Annotated in this window: 19 protein-coding genes; 7 read left to right on the top strand and 12 right to left on the bottom strand. The window is 63.8% G+C overall.

Annotated features, from left to right (window positions below):
* Nucleotides 1–360: 360 nt before the first annotated feature.
* From JHC57_RS08535 to JHC57_RS08525, 3 genes are read left to right on the top strand one after another with little or no spacing between them, the layout of a single operon-like run.
* Complete coding sequence (locus tag JHC57_RS08535; RefSeq protein WP_294029581.1) at nucleotides 361–1,176, top strand: hypothetical protein; 816 nt, start codon at nucleotides 361–363, stop codon at nucleotides 1,174–1,176.
* Nucleotides 1,177–1,233: 57 nt separating this feature from the next.
* Nucleotides 1,234–1,512, top strand: a complete 279-nt coding sequence (locus JHC57_RS08530; protein ID WP_294029580.1) for a hypothetical protein — start codon at nucleotides 1,234–1,236, stop codon at nucleotides 1,510–1,512.
* Nucleotides 1,513–1,560: 48 nt separating this feature from the next.
* Nucleotides 1,561–2,361 (top strand): hypothetical protein, encoded by an 801-nt coding sequence (locus JHC57_RS08525; RefSeq protein ID WP_294029579.1) that lies wholly within the window; start codon nucleotides 1,561–1,563, stop codon nucleotides 2,359–2,361.
* 8 nt (nucleotides 2,362–2,369) lie between these two features.
* On the opposite strand, the gene JHC57_RS08520 is transcribed toward JHC57_RS08525, so the two are convergent.
* From JHC57_RS08520 to JHC57_RS08505, 4 genes are all read right to left on the bottom strand, one after another.
* Nucleotides 2,370–2,690 carry a DUF736 family protein gene (locus tag JHC57_RS08520; protein ID WP_037553339.1) on the bottom strand — a complete coding sequence of 107 codons (321 nt, stop codon included), beginning with the start codon at nucleotides 2,688–2,690 and terminating at the stop codon, nucleotides 2,370–2,372.
* 186 nt (nucleotides 2,691–2,876) lie between these two features.
* Entirely contained in the window at nucleotides 2,877–6,086 is a 3,210-nt protein-coding gene (locus JHC57_RS08515; protein WP_294029578.1) for an error-prone DNA polymerase, read from the bottom strand.
* Complete coding sequence (locus JHC57_RS08510; protein WP_366928536.1) at nucleotides 6,083–7,888, bottom strand: DUF6504 family protein; 1,806 nt, start codon at nucleotides 7,886–7,888, stop codon at nucleotides 6,083–6,085. The genes JHC57_RS08515 and JHC57_RS08510 overlap by 4 nt, the downstream gene beginning before the upstream one ends.
* A complete protein-coding gene (locus JHC57_RS08505) occupies nucleotides 7,794–8,531 on the bottom strand; it encodes a protein ImuA (RefSeq protein ID WP_294029577.1) in 738 nt (245 codons plus the stop codon). Before JHC57_RS08505 ends, JHC57_RS08510 begins: the two co-directional genes overlap by 95 nt.
* 272 nt (nucleotides 8,532–8,803) lie before the next feature.
* Here JHC57_RS08505 and JHC57_RS08500 point away from each other — a divergent pair, with 272 nt between their 5' ends.
* On the top strand, nucleotides 8,804–9,361 hold the full coding sequence (locus JHC57_RS08500) for a cytochrome b (RefSeq protein ID WP_294029576.1): 558 nt from the start codon (nucleotides 8,804–8,806) through the stop codon (nucleotides 9,359–9,361).
* 12 nt (nucleotides 9,362–9,373) lie between these two features.
* Here JHC57_RS08500 and JHC57_RS08495 read toward each other — a convergent pair whose 3' ends face one another.
* Nucleotides 9,374–9,811: a DUF1810 domain-containing protein gene (locus tag JHC57_RS08495; protein WP_294029575.1), complete on the bottom strand. Its 438-nt coding sequence runs from the start codon at nucleotides 9,809–9,811 to the stop codon at nucleotides 9,374–9,376.
* Nucleotides 9,808–10,425 (bottom strand): SOS response-associated peptidase, encoded by a 618-nt coding sequence (locus tag JHC57_RS08490; RefSeq protein WP_294029574.1) that lies wholly within the window; start codon nucleotides 10,423–10,425, stop codon nucleotides 9,808–9,810. Before JHC57_RS08490 ends, JHC57_RS08495 begins: the two co-directional genes overlap by 4 nt.
* Before the next feature lie 103 nt (nucleotides 10,426–10,528).
* On the opposite strand from JHC57_RS08490, the gene JHC57_RS08485 reads away from it, so the two are divergent.
* On the top strand, nucleotides 10,529–10,993 hold the full coding sequence (locus JHC57_RS08485; RefSeq protein ID WP_294029573.1) for an SOS response-associated peptidase family protein: 465 nt from the start codon (nucleotides 10,529–10,531) through the stop codon (nucleotides 10,991–10,993).
* Between the two features lie 249 nt (nucleotides 10,994–11,242).
* On the opposite strand, the gene JHC57_RS08480 is transcribed toward JHC57_RS08485, so the two are convergent.
* Complete coding sequence (locus JHC57_RS08480) at nucleotides 11,243–11,518, bottom strand: HU family DNA-binding protein (RefSeq protein ID WP_037553418.1); 276 nt, start codon at nucleotides 11,516–11,518, stop codon at nucleotides 11,243–11,245.
* A 140-nt stretch (nucleotides 11,519–11,658) separates the two neighbouring features.
* On the opposite strand from JHC57_RS08480, the gene JHC57_RS08475 reads away from it, so the two are divergent.
* Nucleotides 11,659–12,564 carry an endonuclease/exonuclease/phosphatase family protein gene (locus JHC57_RS08475; protein ID WP_294029572.1) on the top strand — a complete coding sequence of 302 codons (906 nt, stop codon included), beginning with the start codon at nucleotides 11,659–11,661 and terminating at the stop codon, nucleotides 12,562–12,564.
* A gap of 208 nt (nucleotides 12,565–12,772) precedes the next feature.
* On the opposite strand, the gene JHC57_RS08470 is transcribed toward JHC57_RS08475, so the two are convergent.
* The gene (locus JHC57_RS08470; protein WP_294029571.1) at nucleotides 12,773–12,901 is read right to left on the bottom strand and encodes a hypothetical protein; all 129 of its coding nucleotides are present in this window, start codon (nucleotides 12,899–12,901) and stop codon (nucleotides 12,773–12,775) included.
* Nucleotides 12,902–13,180: 279 nt separating this feature from the next.
* On the opposite strand from JHC57_RS08470, the gene JHC57_RS08465 reads away from it, so the two are divergent.
* On the top strand, nucleotides 13,181–15,853 hold the full coding sequence (locus JHC57_RS08465) for a TrlF family AAA-like ATPase (RefSeq protein ID WP_294029570.1): 2,673 nt from the start codon (nucleotides 13,181–13,183) through the stop codon (nucleotides 15,851–15,853).
* Between the two features lie 59 nt (nucleotides 15,854–15,912).
* Here the strand turns inward: JHC57_RS08465 and JHC57_RS08460 are convergent, their stop codons facing one another.
* The 4 genes from JHC57_RS08460 to JHC57_RS08445 form a co-directional block, all read right to left on the bottom strand.
* A complete protein-coding gene (locus JHC57_RS08460) occupies nucleotides 15,913–16,629 on the bottom strand; it encodes an SDR family NAD(P)-dependent oxidoreductase (RefSeq protein WP_037553328.1) in 717 nt (238 codons plus the stop codon).
* Between the two features lie 52 nt (nucleotides 16,630–16,681).
* Nucleotides 16,682–17,590: a hypothetical protein gene (locus tag JHC57_RS08455; protein WP_037553327.1), complete on the bottom strand. Its 909-nt coding sequence runs from the start codon at nucleotides 17,588–17,590 to the stop codon at nucleotides 16,682–16,684.
* Entirely contained in the window at nucleotides 17,590–18,687 is a 1,098-nt protein-coding gene (locus tag JHC57_RS08450) for a MarR family transcriptional regulator (protein ID WP_037553325.1), read from the bottom strand. Before JHC57_RS08450 ends, JHC57_RS08455 begins: the two co-directional genes overlap by 1 nt.
* A 163-nt stretch (nucleotides 18,688–18,850) precedes the next feature.
* A complete protein-coding gene (locus JHC57_RS08445) occupies nucleotides 18,851–19,396 on the bottom strand; it encodes a hypothetical protein (protein ID WP_294029569.1) in 546 nt (181 codons plus the stop codon).
* Nucleotides 19,397–19,460: the final 64 nt, after the last annotated feature.

Genomic DNA, 19,460 nt, shown 5'->3' with positions numbered 1-19,460 from the left:
CGGAGCGGGACCGTTCCCGCTCGACAGTCGCCCCGCCGGCCGGAGGCGGGCCGCAATCACCGCAGCAAGGCTGCGGCCGCACGCGAAGCGTAGCGGACCCTTCACGGGTTGATTGAAGGAGGCCCGGCTCCGCGCCCAGGGATCAGCGGCTATCGAGAGCGGGTACGGTTTCGCGGGCGGAGAGGCCCTCATGCCTTCCTCCCGGACCATAATCTGCGTGCGCCGTCGTCCCGGCGTGCGCGAATAACAGGGAGAATGGCAATGGCGGGTCAGCGCAGTGAGTTCGGATATTATCCGGGGCCGCTCGATATCACGGTCGGACCGGTGTCCATCGCGACCCTTGCCGGTCTCCCGGAGACGGTGGCGGATATCGAGGCCGATCCTGGCTGCGAGAGGAAATGGATCTACGCCCCGCTACAGCCGGTTGCCCATCTCGGTGGCGGCACCAGCGTTCGGCCCTATCCCGCGCGCATCTTCGGCCTGCCGAAGACGCACGCCATCGTCCATGCGACGGCGTCGGAGATTGATCAGGTCGACTTCCATGTCTGGAGCCTGTCCTTTTTCAGCGGCATGCGCTTCACGATTACCGAGGCCGGCTTCCTCGATTCGACACCGATCGAGCCCGGGGTTCTCGTCGACTTCGTGCTGATGGGCGGCAGCCTGCCGAAGTCTATCGAACTCGCCGAAGCCTTCTGGATCGATAATCGCGCAGTTCCGGAGCGAGCGCGCATCTGGGTGGCCGCAGTACACGCCCTCTTCATGAGCCAGAATCCGCAACATCTTCAGTTTGAGCGGTTCACGCTGCTCTACACGGCGCTCGATGCCTGCTTTGCCCTCGCAAAGTCCATAAACCCGCCTCCCAAAAGCCTCACGCATTCCCAGCGCATCGCGTGGATGTGCGACTGGCTCGGAATGCCGGTTCCCGCATGGGCCGATCCCGCGGGCGGTGGCGGTGCGCAAGTCGCCGGTATGCGCAATCCGGCGGTGCATGAAGCGCTCTATATAGGCGAACCGCTCGGCTTTGCGCTGCACGGCGTCGGCGGGGGACCAAACCTCACGCTCGAGATGTCCGGCCTCGTGTCGCGTCTGCTCGTCGCCCTCCTCGGCGCACGAAACAATCGTTACATAAGCTCATCCACAGGCACACGCCAAAGACAGGGACTCGATCTTGGCTGAACGCAGACCGCAGAATTTCGCTATCCGTCCACGCTCGGCGATGTGGGGAAGACGATCGTGACTGAGCCGCAAGGCGTCGCGGGTAGCGACGACACGGCGGCGGCGCCGAGCGCCAAGGCTGCTCCGGCGGTGCCCGAACGCCAGCATCCATCCATCTTCCACTATCCGATCGACGCCTGCGACGTCAGCGACAAGGCCTCGCTCGAGGCGTTTCGCGATAAACTCCAGCATTGGTCCGAGTTGTTCGAGCGCGATCCCGACGCATCGCTCGCCGGGCAGTTCGCCGACATGATGTGGTTCGACATAGCCTGGCGCACGGCGAACGAGGCGCGGTAATTCGCTGATGACGACGGCACCCGCGGCTCGACCGCGCCACTGATCGCCATGATGCTCGACCGCGGCTATCTTGCCGGACAGGTCATCGCCATCACCCGGCTGCTCGAGAAACCGCCGGCGAACCAGCCGAAGAAGGCCGTGATCTCACTCCCACGGATCGTCGACGAGATGCGCGCGGCGCGCGAGCTCATCACGCGCGAGAATTTCGTGTGCCGCGACGCGCTGCCTTATGATTATGAAGCGTTGCAGGCGGGGGAGCTGGAGCGGCTTGCCGCCGAAATGGCCGCCAATCCAAACAAGGCGCGGCGCGTAAACCTCAGCCTGTCGGGACCCGAAGGCTTCGACCAGGCGCGTATGGAACATGAGCTGTTTGACCAGTTATCGGGTGTCGCCCCCGAAGACCGGGCGCGCGGCGACCTGATTGGCGAGGCCTTTTTCGACCGGCTCGACGAGCTGCTGGCAAGCACGCCACTTCCCGAGATCAAGGCGCTGCGCAACAAGAGCATAGCCCATGCGGCCGATGCCTTTTCGCGCTCGCAAGCGGCCGGGCTTCGGTCGGGTCTCACCATCCACGATCTCGACCGCGCCCATTATCTGCTGTTCGCAGTGTTCCAGACGCTTTCCGTGGTGCTGTTTGGCCTATCGCGCGCGTCGCCGGTCCCGATACCGCAGCATAATATGTTCGAGCATCTCACCGAGCCCTTTCTTGCCGAGAAGAGGCTCGAGGCGATGCGCGGTTTCTGGGACAAGCATATCGGCGAGCGCGAAGGCTGGATGAACGACGGTTTCCACGAGGTCTTGCCCGACAAGAAAGCGGCGAAAAAGGCCCCGCCCGAAGGCGGGGCCTGATCGATCCGTCAGCTCGGCGGGTTCCAGATAAGCACCTTCTTCATCGGGTCATCGCCGGGCGCGTTGGCGATGTTCGCGTAGATGGTGCCGAATTCGGGGGCCGAGAGAGTGACCGAGACATATTCGGTGCCGTTCGACTGCGAGGTGCGGGTCCAGCCGGCGCCGACTTCATAGCCGTTCTTGCGCGCGATCACCCGGAAGTCGGGCTCATTGTCCTTCACCTTGCGGCCGTTCGGGACGATCGCGATCGGCGCGGTGACCAGAAGGGTCGTCAGCGTGCCTTCGAAGCTGCCGTCGGCCTTGACGGTGAGATTTGCGATGGTGGCCATGTCGTGTCTCCTTGGGTTGCTCGGGACCATCCCCGATGGCGCCAACCGAAGGGCCCGCGAGCCGCCGTCACCGAGCGGTACGCGAGGGCGAACCCCCGCAGGGGGTTGACGGCATGAGGCGAGCCGAGGCCCGCAGTCAGGCAGCCAAGGAGGGAGTGGTCCTGCAACCGGAGCATTTGGCCACCATCAGTGAAAGTCATGGCTCCGGACACGCAACGCAGGTTCGCGGCTATCGGGACCGCCCCCGTTCCGCGCTCCGTCCCCGCGTCCCGGCGCAATGGAAAGCGAGCTGCGCCCGACCTGCCGCAGCATCGCGTCCTGATCGGTTATCCGGTCGCAGATGATATGGATGATCTCGCCTTCCTTCTGAACGCGGCCGCGCATCGCGATCATCGACGCTGCCATGACCTGGCGCCGATAGATGTCGAAGCGATCGGGCCAGAGGATGCCGTTGGCGATACCGGTCTCATCCTCGATCGTGATGAACAGCACGCCCTTGGCTGAGCCGGGGCGTTGCCGGACGAGGATCACGCCGGCGACCTCGATGTTTCTGCCATCTCGGATCGAGCCAAGATCCGCGCAGCGGACGATCCCCATCGCGTCCAGTTCGTCGCGCAGGAAACTCAGGGGATGCGCACGCAAACTCAGTTGAAGCGTGCGATAATCCTCCACCACCTCGCGTCCTTCGGTCATCGGCCGAAGCGCGGTCGGCGGTTCGAGCCCTTCGGGCGAGAAGCTCGCCTCGCAGGCGTCCGCCGCCGCGAAAAGCGGCAGCGGCGCCTCGCCAAGGCCGCGGACCTTCCACAGCCCCTGCCGCCGGTCCTCGGCAAGGCAGGCGAAACCATCGGCCTCGGCGATCCGTTCGATCGCGGCGCGCGGCACACCGGCGCGCCGCCATACATCCTCGACACAATCATAGGGCAGATCGCCGCGCGCCCCGACGATCGCGGCGCCATGGATGTTCGCGAGCGATCGAACCTGGCGAAATCCAAGGCGCACCGCGAAATAGCGCCCGCCGCTTTCCTCCAGCGTACAATCCCAATGGCTGTCGTTGATCGAGACCGGGCGCACCTCGACGCCATGCTTTTGCGCGTCGCGCACGATCTGCGCGGGCGCGTAGAAGCCCATCGGCTGCGCGTTGAGCAAGGCCGCGCAAAATATGTCGGGATGATGATGCTTCATCCAGCAGGAGGCGTAAGCGATCTTGGCGAAGCTCGCGGCGTGGCTCTCGGGAAAGCCATAGGAGCCGAAACCCTCGATCTGCTTGAAGGTGCGCTCGGCGAAATCCTTGGGATAGCCCCGCTCGACCATGCCGCCGACGAGCTTGTCGTAGAAATGCGAGACGCCGCCGGTGAGCTTGAAGGTCGCCATCGCGCGGCGAAGCTGGTCGGCCTCTTGCGCGCTGAAGCCGGCGCCGACGATCGCGACCTTCATCGCCTGCTCCTGAAACAGCGGCACGCCGAGCGTCTTCTCGAGCACGGCGCGAAGTTCGGGCTTGGGATATTCTGGCTTCTCCTTGCCTTCGCGGCGGCGAAGATAGGGATGCACCATGTCGCCCTGGATCGGCCCGGGCCGCACGATCGCAACCTCGATCACGAGGTCGTAGAAGCATTTGGGCTTGATCCGCGGGAGCATCGACATCTGCGCGCGGCTCTCGATCTGGAAGACGCCGAGGGTGTCGGCCTTCTGGATCATGCCATAGACCGCCGGGTCGTCGTCCTGCAGGTCGGCCATGCCGACATCGATGCTCTTATGTTCGCGGAGCAGGTTGAACGCCCGGTTCATGCAGCCGAGCATCCCGAGACCCAGCACGTCGACCTTCATGAATTTGAGGACGTCGATATCGTCCTTGTCCCATTCGATGATCTGGCGGTCCTCCATCCGCGCGGGTTCGATCGGCACGAGATCGTCGAGCCGCTCTTCGGTCAGCACGAAGCCGCCCGGGTGCTGGGAGAGATGCCGCGGCGTCCCGATCAGCTGCCGCGCGAGATCGAGGGTGAGGCGGAGCCGATAATCGCCGGCGTTGAGGTTGAGCTCGGCAATGCGCTCCTCGGGGATGTCATCGACCGACCAGCCCCAGACGAGGCCGGTCAGCATCTTGGTGAGGTCGCGCGGCAGGCCGAGCGCCTTCCCCACCTCGGCGACCGCGCCGCGGGTTCGGTATCGCGTGACCACGGCGGTCAGCGCGGAGCGATGGCGGCCGTAGGTCTCGTAGATCCACTGGATGATTTCCTCGCGCCGTTCATGCTCGAAGTCGACGTCGATATCGGGCGGCTCCTTGCGTTCGCCCGACACGAAGCGCTCAAAGAGCAGCTCGTGCTTGATCGGGTCGATCGAAGTCACGCCGAGCAGGAAGCAGACGCAGCTGTTCGCGGCCGACCCGCGCCCTTGGCACAATATGCCGCGCCGCCGGCTCTCGGCGACGATCGAATTGACGGTGAGGAAATAGGGCGCGTAGCCGAGCTCGCCGATCAGGCGCAGCTCATGATCGATCTGTTTCCGATAGGCAGGCGGCACGCCGCCCGGAAACATCCGGTTCGCACCTTCCTCGGTCAACGCCGCCAACGCCTCTTGTGCGGTGCGGCCCTCCATCACCTGTTCATAGGGATATTGGTAGCGGATCTCGCCAAGGTCGAAGCGGCAGGCCGCTGCAATGTCGGCGGTCGCCGCGATCGCGTCCGGGAAGAGCGCGAAGCGCCTTTCCATTTCGGCGGGCGACTTCAGCGCCCGGTCCATGAAGCGTTCGCGCTTGAACCCGAGTGCATCGACCGTCGTCTTCTCGCGGATCGCGGTCAGCACGTCCTGCAGCGGCCGGCGCTCGGGCGCATGGTAGAGGATGTCGCCGAGCGCGACGCTCCGCACCCCGAGCTCCTGCGCCCGCGCGTCGAGCGCGCGAAGCCGCGCGAAGTCGCCAGGGCGGCGGCGCAGCGCGAGCGCGAGAAAGGCGCGCGGGCCGAAGGCGCCGCGCAGCTCGGCGAGATCGAGCCGCGCCCGCTCGTCGGCTTCACCGGGCAGGAGGATCGCGACGAGGCCCTCGGCCGCGGCCGCGACATCGGGCCAGTCGAGCCAGCAATTGCCCTTGCCGCCGCGCCCCTTGCCCAAGGAGAGCAGCCGGGTCAGCCGCGACCAGGCCGCGCGATCGGTCGGATAGAGGAGGATCGAACGCCCGTCGCGCAGGTCGACGCGCGTCCCCGCGATCAGCCGGACGTCGGTTGCTTCCTGTCCCGACAGGCCGCGCACCATGCCGGCGACGCTGCCCCGGTCGCAAAGCCCGAGGGCCGAATGGCCTTGGGAAGCGGCGGCTGCGAACAATTCCTCGGGCGAAGAGGCGCCCCGCAGAAAGGAAAAATGGCTCGTGGCGTAGAGTTCGACATAGGTCGTACCGGGGTCCGTCATCCGAACACCCCGTGCATGTACCAGCTGAGGTCACCCGTCTTGTCGGTGATCGCGTCGCCGCGGCGGAAGAGCCAGAAACGCTCGCCGCTTGTCGCCTCGACCCGGAAATAGTCGCGAACCGCCCACATCTCGCCGGGACGACGCCACCATTCGCCATGGATCCGTTCGGGACCATCGCCTGCGACCACCGCATAGCTCCGCCCGCGCCACGCGAAGCGGCGCGGCGGATGGTCGGGAAGCAAGGCGACGACGCCGGACAGCGCCTCGGGCCGCGCGAGCATCCGGATCGGCCGCGGCCAGACGGGCCAGCCGGCGGGCTTGGCCAAAGGCCCGGCGCGCGCGATCGCGCGCTCGGGGACATCGCTTTCGATCGCGGACAGGCGGAACAGCGCTGCATCGCCAGCACGGCCAGCCAGCGCATCGACGAGCGGAGCGAGGTCGGGCGCCTGGCGTGCCGTGTCGAGCGCGGCGGCGATCGCCTCGGGCGCCAGCGCTTCGACCTGCGGCGCCGCGAGAACCATCGTCTCGATCCCGAGCCCCGGCTCGATCCGGTCGATCCGGAGCCTGAACAGGCGCAGCAGATGTTTCGCATCGCGCGTCGCGCGCGCCGTCCCGACGGTGACGAACTGCGCGCCCATGTCGAGCCGGTTGCAGCGCAGGACGAGGCTCCGCACGCCGAGACTGCGCTTGCGCAGCGCGAGCACAAGATCGCCGAGCAGGTCGGCGATGACCTGCTCGATCGCCTCGGCGGTCCCGATCGGCTCGAGCAAGGAGCGGCGCGCCTCGGGCATGTCGAACGGGACGACGGGCACGATCGGCTCGGGCACAAAGCCTCGCGCCTGGTCGAGCCGCTCGACCGCGCCGCGCCCGAGCCGCCGGGCCAAAGGCCCGCGCGGCATGGGATAAAGGTCGGCGATCCGCTCGATCCCGAAGCGAGCCGCCGCGGCGAGCGCCTCCGGCGCCAGCCGGAGCGCCGCCAGCGGCAAAGGCGCCAGCGCCTCGCTCTCGCCTCCTTCCGGCAAGATCCGCACGCCCGCGCCGCCATAGCGTGCGAGCGCGTGCGCGGCGCCGGGCGTGCCGGCGATCGCGACACGCGCGGTGAAACCGAGGCGCCGCAGAAAACCGAGCAGACGCGCCGCGAAACGCTCTTCGCCGCCGAAGAGATGCGTCGTGCCCGACAGGTCGAGCCACAGCCCGTCGGTGCCCGACACCGCCGCCGTCGGCGTCCAGCAGCGGGCGGCGTGGAGCGCGAGGCGATCGAGCCACGCGCGATCGGCGTCGGGTCCGGCATCGAGTAGGTCGAGATCGGAGACCAGCGCGCGGGCATGGGCGGCCGCCATGCCGGGCACGAGGCCGAGATCGAGCGCCGCCGGACAGGCGGCCGTCACGACGTCGCGCTGGCCGGTTCGCGCGACGACGATCGTCGGACGGAGGCCCCAGAGCGGCGGCAGCGGCGCAGCGATCCCGCCCGACGTCCCGTCGTCCGAGCGCAACGCCCGGAACACCGGTGCGGCAGCTTCGCTCCGCCGTCCCAGCTCGCGCATCGTCGGTCGCTGGTGCGCCGGGAGGGCGTCGAGCGACGGCCCGCCGGAGTGCGTGCCTTGCGCCCAGCGCGCGCCCGGACGCCAGCCGCCGCCGCGCGGCACCGAGCAGGTGCCGGGATTGTCGTCGACAGGCTCGTCGAAGCGCGGGCCAGCCCGCGCCCGATCAGGCGGCGTGCCCGAATGCGACGGTGTCCGTTCTGCCCGGCGCAACCGCTCGATCGGCAGTTGCGGCAGGAAGAGCGAGGCGACCCTGGTCATCGCACGCCTCCAGTTCGAGGGAAAAAGGCGGCCCGCCGCGCTGCCGGACCAGCTCGACATTCCAGCGCCCGCGCCCGACGCCGGGCGAGGCGAGGCGGCCCGACGACAAGGTGCCGATGCGCCAGCGGGTCATCGCGAGCGACGGATCGGCGAGCGGGCATTGGCCGTAACGGCGGTACCGGCGATAGAGGATCATCGGCGTGTTGCCCTCCGATGCGGCCAGTTGCAGCCGGCGCGTCGCGGTCTGATCGGCCGCTTTCACTTCGGCAACGACGCAGGCGAGCGAACCATCGCGCAACGCGTCCTCGCACAGCGCCAGCAGTTCCTTGTCGGTCCTGCCTTGAGCATAGAGCACGCGGTCCGGAGCGAGCCCCGCCTGTTCGAGACCGGGGGCATAGAGATCGAACCGCGTCAGCGCCCAGAGCGCCGACACGTCGGGCGCCGCCGCGAAGCGCGACGCGATTCCAGCCGCGAAGATCGTTGCCGCAGCGTCGTCGCTCCAGCTTGCCGAGGCGCCCGCGACCTCATGCAGGCCTGCGCCATCGAGCCCGCCGCCAGCGAGAAGATGATCGACCGGCCCGACGCCGAAGGGCAGGACCGGCCCGCGCGAGGCGGCTACACGCGCCACCGCCGCGCGAAGCACGTCGATATCTCTGGCACTTGGCCGAGGCGCAGATTGGGGCATCGTACTCATGGGAATATCGACTCAAATGTTCCCTTTATGTTCCACCGAGTCAAAGGGCGCGTCAAGCGGGCCGCGACGAACCGCCGGGAATCGGTGCGCGCCTTCCGCCCGGCCCCTGTAAAAGCGAAACAAATTGGGCTCATGATCGTGACGGCTGCGTCCTGCTGACGGAACGAGGATCGCCGCCAAAGCATTGGAAGACCGGTGACGGACCTATTGCGAGGCGAATCATGCGTGAGAATCACAGCCGCTATTCTACCGTCTCGATCGTCCTGCACTGGACGATCGCCATCCTGATCATCGCCAATGCCACCTTTGGCGGCTGGATGGAGGACGCCTCGGACAGCGAGAAACTTGGCTATTATCAGCTCCACAAATCGGTCGGGATCACGATCCTCGCGCTCAGCCTTATCCGGCTCGGCTGGCGCTTCGGCCATCCCTGGCCGGCCTTCCCCGGCGGCATGCCGTCATGGGAACGGATGCTCGCGCGCACGACCCATATCCTCTTCTATGTGCTGATGATCGGCGCCCCGCTTCTCGGCTGGGCCGCAGCTTCGGCGGGCGGCGCGCCCGAAGTCCCGCTTTACGGCGCCGTGCCCGCACCCAATCTTCCGCTACCGCTGAACGAGGATCTCGCCGAAGAGCTCGGCGACGTACACAAGCTGATGGTGAAGGCCATTTACGTCGTGCTTGCGCTGCATGTGCTCGCCGCGCTCAAGCATCATTTTTTCGACAAGGACGAAGTGCTCCACCGGATGCTGCCGCTGTTCCGCAATCCGCGCGGCTGACACGCGTCGGCGTCACGGCATGCTGTCGCCGCAGCTGAGCAGGCCGAGGGTGCGCTCATCGCGCTCGCCGCCGAACCAGCGGATGAGCGCGGCGGAGAAGAGCGGCCGCCGGCTCACGGCCTCGAACAATGTCAGCGACGAACGCAGCTTGACGGCGTCGACCTCGCCGAAGACCGCCACCGGGTCGCTTGCGGGCAGGTCCTGGATCGCCTCGACGCATTCGGCATAGCGCGCGCCGAGCAGGGGATGGGCCAGATAGGCCCGCGCCTCATCGGCTCCCGCGAGACCGTAGAGCTTCGACGTCGCGCTTCGGCCAAGGCCTGCCAGCTGCGGGAATATGAACCACATCCAGTGCGAGCTCTTCTTGCCGCGGCGAATCTCGCCGAGCGCGCGCGCATAGATTTGCTCCTGCGCCGTCACGAACAGGTCGAGCCCCTTTTCGTTTGTCATAAGGCAAGAGCGCCTTGTGCAGGCGGCTTGCCATATACCTGCGTCACCTCGAGGCTGCCTTCGGGAAGCCGTTTCAATATGTCCTCGGCCGGAACGCGCGGATCGAGCCAAGCGGCCCATTGATCGCGTGGCAGCGGAATGATCTGGCGATGATGATAGGGTGCGATGTCGGGACCGGCGTTCATGGTCAGAAGGCTGAAGGCTTCGCCGACATGGCTGTCGCGCCACACACCGGCCATACAGAACCAGCGATGGTCCTTCATCGTGAACAGCCACTTGTCGAGCCGCTTCTGCGCGGGGTCGGTGGGATCGGTGAACTCATAGAAGCCGTCGCAGAGGACGAGGCATCGCTGCATGCCGAGATCGCGGCGCTCCGAGCGCACATTATAGACCGGTTTGCCGCCCTGTCCGGGCCAGCTCCAGCGCCGGTTGACGAGCGATCCGGCGGTGGCGCCGTCGCTGCTCTTCACGATCGGCGCGGTATCGGTGATGCGGACATCCTCGCGCGCCGGCACGTTCGGTGCGCCCTCGGGCATGTCGATCTTGATCTGGAGGTTGTCGAAGTCCTCGGCGATCGACGCGATGTCTACCTCGAGCCGATAATCATTGCACATGCGCGTTGGTCCCCTCGCCCTTGCGACTCAACATCGTTCCCATTATGTTCCACATATGGGTATCGCGCCAACCCCTTTCGATCCCGACGCCCCGAGCGGAGGCGTGCAAGCGCTCGTCCGGCGCAATCCCGACAATATGACCGAGATCGAAATGGTCAAAGCGGTTTGGGGTTCCGACCCGCGGTTTAGCGACGGGATCAATTATCGTTTCGTGCGCGCCGAGGGCCGCGCCTTCCCGGCGCGCCGCTGCCTGATTCCGGCGTCCGAGTTCCGCATGGGAACCGGCGACCACCGCTACCGGGTGACGCTCGACAGCGGCAATTTCTTCTATCTCGCCGCAGTGTGGGACCCGCCACTTGCCGACTGGCCGCTGTCCTACCGCATCCTCACCATCCCGGCAGGCACCGATGTCATTCCTTATCAGTCGCGCCACGGCGTGATCATCCAGCGGCGCGACGCGAACCATTGGCTCGACGGCAGCCTGCCGAACGAGGTGCTGTTCGAGGAACCACCGCGTCACACGATGTTCGTTGAGCCTTTGCGCAAACAGGCGGAGCTTCCGCTCTAGATCATGATGTCGCCGGCCCGCAGGGCCCGAACAACCGCACTCTTGGCGAGCCCGCAGCGGGGCGGCGTGCGATGCGCGCCCGTGCCTAGCCGCCGCCCCGCAAGGATAGCGAGCCGAGTGTGCCGCGCGGCCAAGACAAAAGTGCGACCCCTGGCCGAGCCTGCGAGGCCAGAGCACGCTCATCAGATGCCGCGCCCGACATGCCGCCGCGCGGCCGTCCCGCCGGGCACGCCGGCGGGACGTACCGGCTCAGCCGTTCAGACGATCCTTGACGGCCTTCGCGGCGCCAAAGGTCAGCTTCTTCGAAGCCGCAATCTGGATGGTTTCGCCGGTCGAGGGATTGCGGCCTTCACGCGCGGCCGATTCCTTGACCTTGAACTTGCCGAAGCCGTTCACCGAGACTTCGTCGCCCTTGGCGGCGGCGTCGGTGATCGCGGCGAAAACGGCATCGACAGCCTTCTTCGCATCGGCCTTGCTCAGGCCAAGTGCGGTTGCGACGCTGTCCGACAGTTCGGCGTGGTTCATAAAATCATCTCCTTGAGCGGCCGGAAGGATCCCGGCCGGGCGGGCGCTATAGCGCCGCGGACGGATCGGCGCCATCTGCGCCGCGCCAAGGCGCGGCACGGCGAGTTGCACTCGGTGGCGGCGTGCGGCAGTAGCGGCGGATGCTTCCCCACCGCCTCATCGCATCCGCCCTGCTCCTGCTGGCTGCTGCCTGCTCGCCCGCGGCCTCCGCACCCGCAAACCCGTCTGTTCCGTCGAAACCGCTCAAGCTGGCGAGCTGGAACCTTGAATTTCTCGCCGCGAGGAACGGCGAAGGCTGCAACCCCAGGGATGACAGCGATTATGCCGCGATGCGCCGCATCGTCGACGACCTCGACGCCGATGTGATCGCCTTTCAGGAGGCCGAGAATGAGACCGCCGCGGCGCGGGTCTTCGACCCCGCCAAATATGTCGTGATCATGGAAGCGCGGAAGGGCGCGCCGGGCGGCACCTGCGGCGGCAAGTTCCCGTCGCAGACGGTGATCCGCCAAGCGGTCGGTTTTGCGATCCGCAAGGATATGGCCTTCGATCGCCATGCCGATGTGACGTCGCTGATGCGCGGCAACGAACAGCTTCGCTCGGGCGTCGACATCACGCTCCGCCCCGAGGGCCGCACACCGATCCGCCTTCTCGGCATCCACCTCAAGTCAGGCTGCTTCTCCGGGAACGAGGCGAAGGCCTGCCCCATATTCCAGGACCAGATTCCGGCGCTCGAAGCCTGGATCGACGCGGCCGCCGCCGGGCCCGAGCGCTTCGCGGTGCTGGGCGACTGGAACCGGCGGCTCGCGCTTCCCGGCGACGCGATCTGGACTAAAATCGACGATGGCGATCCGGCCAACGCCGATTTGATGCTCGCCGACGCGGGCCAGCCGCCGGCCTGCGATCCGCGTTACGACAGTTTCATCGATCATATCGTGCTCGACCGGCGCGCCGCCGCCGACCGGACGGGGTTCAGCGAAACGCTCTATGCGCCCGGCGAGAAGCATTATTCGGACCACTGCCCGATCGCGGTCACGCTGCGGCGATAGAAAAATTCCGGGCCTCGAAGTAGCCCACGGAACCATCGCGCGCCCGGCACGTTTCACTTACCTGTCCAGACGAAAGAATGGCAGAATTTGATGGCATCTTCGGATGCAATCTAGGGAAGCCCCGCTGCAGCGATGTAGCGGGGCTTACCATTTCTGCTCGCTGAGTCGGCGCGCCGCTCTGCCACAGGCGACGCGCTATGCCCGCCAATCATTCCGCTTCGGGCACATCGTCGACGCTTTCCCTACCGTCATCATCAGGAAGGGGAACCTGCTCCGGAACTTGCTCGGGGCCGGTCGGCAGAGAATCGGGATGCGGGTCGGGCGGTGCGTTTGCCATGATGATTTCCTTGCCGGGCCAAAGAGAGCAACGGCGCCTCGGGCCGATAGTTCCGTCGTCGTGACCGAACCTCTGGAAACTCAAGAAACCGCTCAATGTGCGCGGCGAAGTTGTCCGACGCGATCAATGGCCTTCCCCACGAAAGAGCGAGCCGATGTGGAGCAAAAAGCTTTTGAACTTGAGTGGTGCCTCTCGGTCATTGCCTTTATGAACCTAGCCGCGGAATGTTCGTGCTGAACTAACAGGTTAGAAAGCCTAAAAAAGCGTCGGGAGGGCATAATGGATATCACTCAGGCTCTGGCCCTGGACAACGGCGCCCGGTTCTTCCGTGGCGATCTTCATATTCATAGCATCGCTGGCTCCCATGATGTCAGCGACGCGACCGCTACCCCGGAAGCAATTGTCGCGACCGCGAGGTCGGAGGGCTTGGACATTATCGCGATTGCCGATCACAACGAAATCGGAGGTGTCGGGCCAGCGATTGAAGCTGCGAAAGGAACCGGCCTGCTCGTCGTTCCCGCCGTCGAGTTGTCGACGCCTCATGGCCACCTGCTTTGTTATTTTGCTACATTGGACGCGCTGGCGCGCTTTCATGCGAAGCTTTCGCTTGCCGATCGAAATACCGCGAACTCGCGGTGCTCGAATGGCGTCGTGGATATTCTTGATCTTGTGAAACAGGGCGGTGGATTTGCGATCCTCGCACATGTCGATGGTGGGAAGGGCCTAGAAACGGAAATTCCGGGCAACCCGCCCCACAAGAAAGACATAATTTGCCATGCAGCCCTTCTCGGAATCGAACTGAAGCGTGCCGACAGCGAAATCTCCTATTCGGACCTCGACCCCGATGGCGATAGAAAGACCCTTGGCCGCCAACGGATAGATGCCCTCGGCCTTGGAAAGTCGCAATTTCTGGCGCGGCTACTCAATTCGGATTCGCATACGCTCAATGCGTTGGGACGAAACGCCGCCGGCGACCGCAAGGTCACCCGGTACAAGATGCAGGAGGTCAACTTCGACGCTTTGCGGCTGGCGCTGCAAGACAGCGATGCCCGTGTGCGCATTGAGGAAGATGTGCCGGCACGGATTCCCATGGTGCGGGCATTGGCCATGCACGGCGGCTTCCTCAGCGATCAAGGCGTGCATTTCAGCCCGAACCTCAACTGCATCATCGGGGGGCGCGGCACCGGTAAGTCGACGACCTTCGAAGCAATTCGTTGTCTGACGGGTCATTCCGGTGCTGGCGATGTGGTGGACTCTGAGGTTTGGCCTGACCTCATAGATCTCGTGGTCAATGACCAGTCGGGGCAGACGATAAGGATGCAGCGACGCCGCGATTCCAACGTCGAGGATCCCGATGATCCGGAGGCATTGCTACCCCATTTCGCGGTCGAATGTTATGCGCAGAGCGAGGCTGCGACGATCAGCCAGAATGCCACTGCCGACCCTGCGGGATTGTTGAGCTTCCTCGATCGTTTCATCGGAGTTTCGGCCGACCTCAAGGAGGAAAGGGAAGTTCGGCAGGCACTTCTAGATTCCGAAGCCGAGCTCAAAAAGGCTACGGAATATGTCGCTCTCATTCCGGGCGTGGACCGCGATCTCAAATATAAGAAGTCCCAGTTGGCCGCGCTCGAAGCACAAAAGGGCAAAGAGGTGATCGCCCTCATCCGAAAGCTTGAAAAGGAGAAGGAGGTTCGCTCATCGCTTCGCCGTGATCTGGATGAGCTTCTCGGACTTACCTCCAACGAGGCGCTTCGGGAGTGTATCGAGAGTATCGAGACATCTGTCGATCCTGCCGACCTCACCATTGGCGGCGACGAGTATCAAGCCATCGCAACTCAAGCGTCGGCTTTCAAATCGAAGGTCGTTGCCGCGGAAACAGATCTTCAAGACGCAGCCAAGGCCCTCGGCACAGTTATGGAACGCGAATTGGCCGCATGGCGCGTCAAGGAAGCCGCGGCCAAGGCCGAAATCGATCAGAAACGCGAAGCGCTCGAGCAAAGCGGGGTCCGCCTCGACATTGTATTCATCAATAGCCTGTCCACTGACGAGGCCAAGTTGACCGAGCGCCTACGGAAGCTGAAAACATGGGAGCCCGCCCTCGACCGAGCACGAAAGGAACGCGCCGAGCTCGTGAAGAAGCGCTGGGAAATCCGACAACGGATTGCAACCAAGCGAAGCGCGTATGGTGTCAAGGCGAGCACCACTCTCAAGGCGGTCCTGACCGACCTCAGCGTGTCGCTGAAGTTTCTTCACAGCGCATATTCACCGTCGGGCAGCTCCGTCATCAGTGAGGCGATGAGCTGGCGGACGTCGCGGGTACCGAGGGCAGAGTTGCTGATCGAAACTCTGTCATTGCCTGTATTGGTGCAAGCCGTGCTGAAGAAGGACAAGGCAACAATCAAGGGCGTGAAGGAGAAGGACGGATCAACGGTCTTCTCCGACGCCGATGCCCAATCCATCATCGATAACCTGTCGCCGCCTGAGGTTATGTACAAGCTTCAGGCAGTCGAAGTTAGCGACAAGCCGCAGTTGATCGTCGCAAAGTCCATGGTCGGCAGGCCGCAGCCGATGATCCGGGATTTCAGCCGGCTTAGCCTGGGGCAGAAACAGTCCGTGTTGCTTGCCCTCATGCTCTCGGCGGAATCGAACCGTCCACTCATCATCGATCAGCCCGAAGATCATCTGGACAGCGAGTTCATTTATCAAACGCTTGTTCCCGTCCTTCGCCGGGCAAAAGAGAGACGTCAGGTGATCATCGTAACCCATAATGCGAATATCGCTGTGCTGGGGGATGCGGAACAAATCATCGTGCTGAAGGCGCAGGATGACAATGGGCGGATCGTATCGAGTGGCTCGATCGACCATCCCGACACCCGACAATTTGCTTGCGATATTCTCGAAGGATCGGCGGAGGCGTTCAAGCGGCGTGCCACAATCTACGGCGTCGTTTAGTTAACAGTCTCGATAGGTCAGCGCCTTCATGCAGATGCCCTGACCGGAGGCGCGAGCGGCTAGAGTCGGTCGTAGATGGCGTTCGGCAGAAGTTTCATCAGGCCAGCGACGAGCCACCAGCGTTTGGTGACATAGGCATGAGACTTACGGGCGCGGATGGCGCCGTAGATCTGCTTCGCCGCCTTTTCAGGCGAAGCAACCCAGAAGAGTCCGTCACCCTTCGCCATCGCGGTGTCGACGAAGCCGGGCCGCACGTCGGTCGTTGCAATCGGCAGGCCCCGGCGCGCCATGTTCTGGCGTAGCGCCTCCATATAGTTGGAGACGAAGGCCTTGGACGCATTGTAGGCAGGCGCGTCGCCGCTTCCCCGCAATCCCGCGATCGACGAAATGGCCACCAGATGCCCCGTGCCTTGGGCGATGAAGTGCTGCATGCCGATATTGGCCGCGGCCGCGAAACCTTCGACATTCACCGCGATGGTCTCGCGTTCCGCCTCCCAGACAAGATCGGCATTTATGTGGCCGACCCCGGCACTGATCACCAGCAAGTCGAGCCCGCCAAGCCGCTCGATCAGGGCGGCGAGTCCGCGTTGCATCGCGGTCGTGTCGGCCACGTCGAACGCCTCGTAGATTATCGAACCGGAAGAATTGCCAGCGAGATTGGCGAGCAGGTCGCGGCGCCGACTGGTGACGCCAACCGAATAGCCATGATGCGAGAGCAGCATCGCCAGCTCTCGGCCGATCCCTGAACTCGCGCCGACTATGATCGCTTTGTTCACGGGCAAGCTCTTGGAATGCGCCGGAACGAAACTGCGATCACAGCCTTCGTCATCAGATTTCGAATGCCTTGAGGAAGTCGGCCATAATTTCCGCGGCATGTCGCTGCCGCAAGATCCGGGCGTTCAGCAGATCGGGGTCGGCCGAGACATCGGCTTCGTCGTCTTCGAAACTTGCCACGGCGACGGGCCCGTCGCGCAAATAGCTCTCGTCGGGATTGGGATCGCGGAAGCGAGCCGCCATGCGAGTAAGAGCCTCGCGTATCGCCTCGGCATGCGGACCGGTCAGTGCAGCCGCGAATGCGGATTGCGCCGCGCCGACGCCACCTTCCAGATTCTCGATGCAGTAGATCAGGTCGTGCGCATCCTTGCGCTCGAACCTCTGATCGAAAGCAAAGGCCTTGAGACAGGTGAAGGTGACGATATCAGCGTAGCGCACGACCTCGGTGGCACGGCCCTTACCGTTCAGCAGGTCCGCCGTGATTTCGACGGTCCCGTGATGGTCGAACACCATGGAAGCGTGGGGGATGTTCAACGCCGAGACATTTCCGTCCGAAGGAAGTTCCTTTACCTTGCCGCCTCCAAGTTCCGGCGAGTCCGCCAGAAACTCGAGGATCATCGTCGTGCCGTCCTCGATCTCGGCGCGCCACCGCCAGGATTGCTTCGCACCCTTTTCATTCTCGGCGCGCTCGAAGTTCATCGCCTTTAGATTTTCTTCTAGCGTACTGTAGGCTTCGGTCGTCGTGAGGATTCCGACGTCGACGACGATATCGACGTCACCCGTGCCCGCATGTTTCGGGACTTTCGGCGGCCTGGCGGTCACGAGATAGCGCGGCGCGAGTCCGCCGACGAGAAAGACCGAATCCTTCCATGGTCCAAGCCCGCGCAGGAGCGTGACCAGTACGCGCTCGCACGCGTCGGTGACCATGTCCTCATAGCCGCTGATCGTCTGTGGTTTGGGCATTATTTATCCAGACATTCGCTACGGAGGTGCATCGCCAATTCACGGGAACGGCCGGACGCCTGGAGCAGGTCGAGATAGACCTGCAGCGGCGGCGCATAGCAGACGCCATCGATCCGTTGGCCGACCGCGACATCGCGCCGGCTCTTCGCCTCGATGATACCGAGATTCCACCCCTCCGCCACGGGCCGGGCGTCGAGATTGAGCAGCGCCTCGATCAGCTTCTGCCCGGGCTCGATCCGGCAACGAAGCTGCGAGATGGAAGAAAGATAGGGGGCATAGATTTGAGCGGCTACCTCGCCGGTGACCGCATAGGCGGCTTTCGCCTCGTCGCACGCCTGATCAAGGCGCAGCGCCAGCGCCAGTGCGTCACTCCCTTTCGGGACATAGTAACGCCGCACTGTCGGCGCCTTCTGATCGCTCGCATAGCTGGTCCAAGCTTCGAGAAGGGGCCGTGCGGCGCGCAATCGACGCTGTTTCGACGGACCCGCCCCCTGCACATCCACCCACTCGCGCCGTTCGAGTTCCGTGAGGGTCTCGGAAGCCGTAGCGGGCGATACGCCGCTCGCATCGGCGAGATCCTTCACGCCCAGCCAGTCCTGCCGCCTCTCATAAATTTCATGGAGTGCGCGCGCCTTTTGCCCCTGAAAAATGGAATCGAATTTCTTCGTCCCTTTTTTCGGAGCCGGTTTATCGAGAAATATGAATGCCTTTTTCCCCGGAATATAAAGCGAGCCTCCGAGGTCGTAATATCCGACGCGCTCTTCCCGAAAAATCTCTCGAGCGCCCGGCGAGATCGCACGGGCGACAAAAAAAGGAATGATTTCCCGGTCGTCACCGGAATTGCTGAGATGGGCCTGATTATTCCGAAGCTGCCAGATTGCTTCGCGCACATCGCGCGGAAAAAGCTGCGCCTTGATTTCGACAAGCAATAAGAGCGGCTGGCGGCCGATATATGCGCCGATCAGGGCGTCGGCGCGGCCGCGAGGCCCGATTTCGACCTCATATCGCTCGATTTGCGCGTGCGACTGCGGCAGCGCCAAAAGCGCCTCCAAAAGCGCATCGAGCAATTCGCGCTGAGAATTTTCAAATTCGGCCATATTTTGTGCCCAGCAAAAATCACCCTAAAAGTGAATATTCGGAAAAACCTTGATATTTGCTGCGCAGAAAATTTGCATTAAAAAAATGGAAAAAATTTCATCTGAAATCTGGAAAGCGTCGAAACTGGCAACGCTCCGGTGGCGTCAACGAAGGATTTTGGCGTCACCGCGCCTCGAGGGTGATTTCACGCCTGCTGAACTGAGATGGCAATTTGATCTCGATATCGCCCGATGTGATAGCCCAATCGGTCGTCACCAAGGCTGGCTCTTCGCCACTATCGTCCTCGGACACCAGCACCTCAACATAAATAGCCGCGCTGGAAGTTGGACGAGCATGGTAAGTCCGAATATCCAAATCAGGCTCTCCCCGCCGCGAGATGACATACTCATGACCCGTCTCACGAACGTCGGCTTCGACCTCAGCCAAGACTTCGACCTCAAGGACAAAATCCTGTCCCTCCTCGGATTCGTCGACGAGAAACACGCTCGAAATCTCAAGATCGAAGAACTCGACATCTTCAACCTCGATATCGACACGGCGCGGACGATAGGAGTTAAGGCGTGCCCTCAGCCTTTCGAGCAGGGACGCGTCTCCACGGACATGCGCTTCAAGACGCTTCACCAACTGGGCTGACGCCAGAGCCAGCGAGAGAAGCTGGGCAACGGAGTCCAATTGGATCAGATCGTCCCGTCCCTCGCAGAATTTCACCAGGTCCGGATCTGAGGATCAGCGTGCAATAGGCACCCCCTTCGTGGGGTGATCGGCGTGCAAA

Origin of the sequence: Sphingopyxis sp., from assembly GCF_016463645.1 — a bacterium.
Taxonomy (GTDB): domain Bacteria; phylum Pseudomonadota; class Alphaproteobacteria; order Sphingomonadales; family Sphingomonadaceae; genus Sphingopyxis.
Note: the sequence above shows the minus strand (reverse complement) of the source record. Positions and strands in the feature narration are given on the sequence as shown.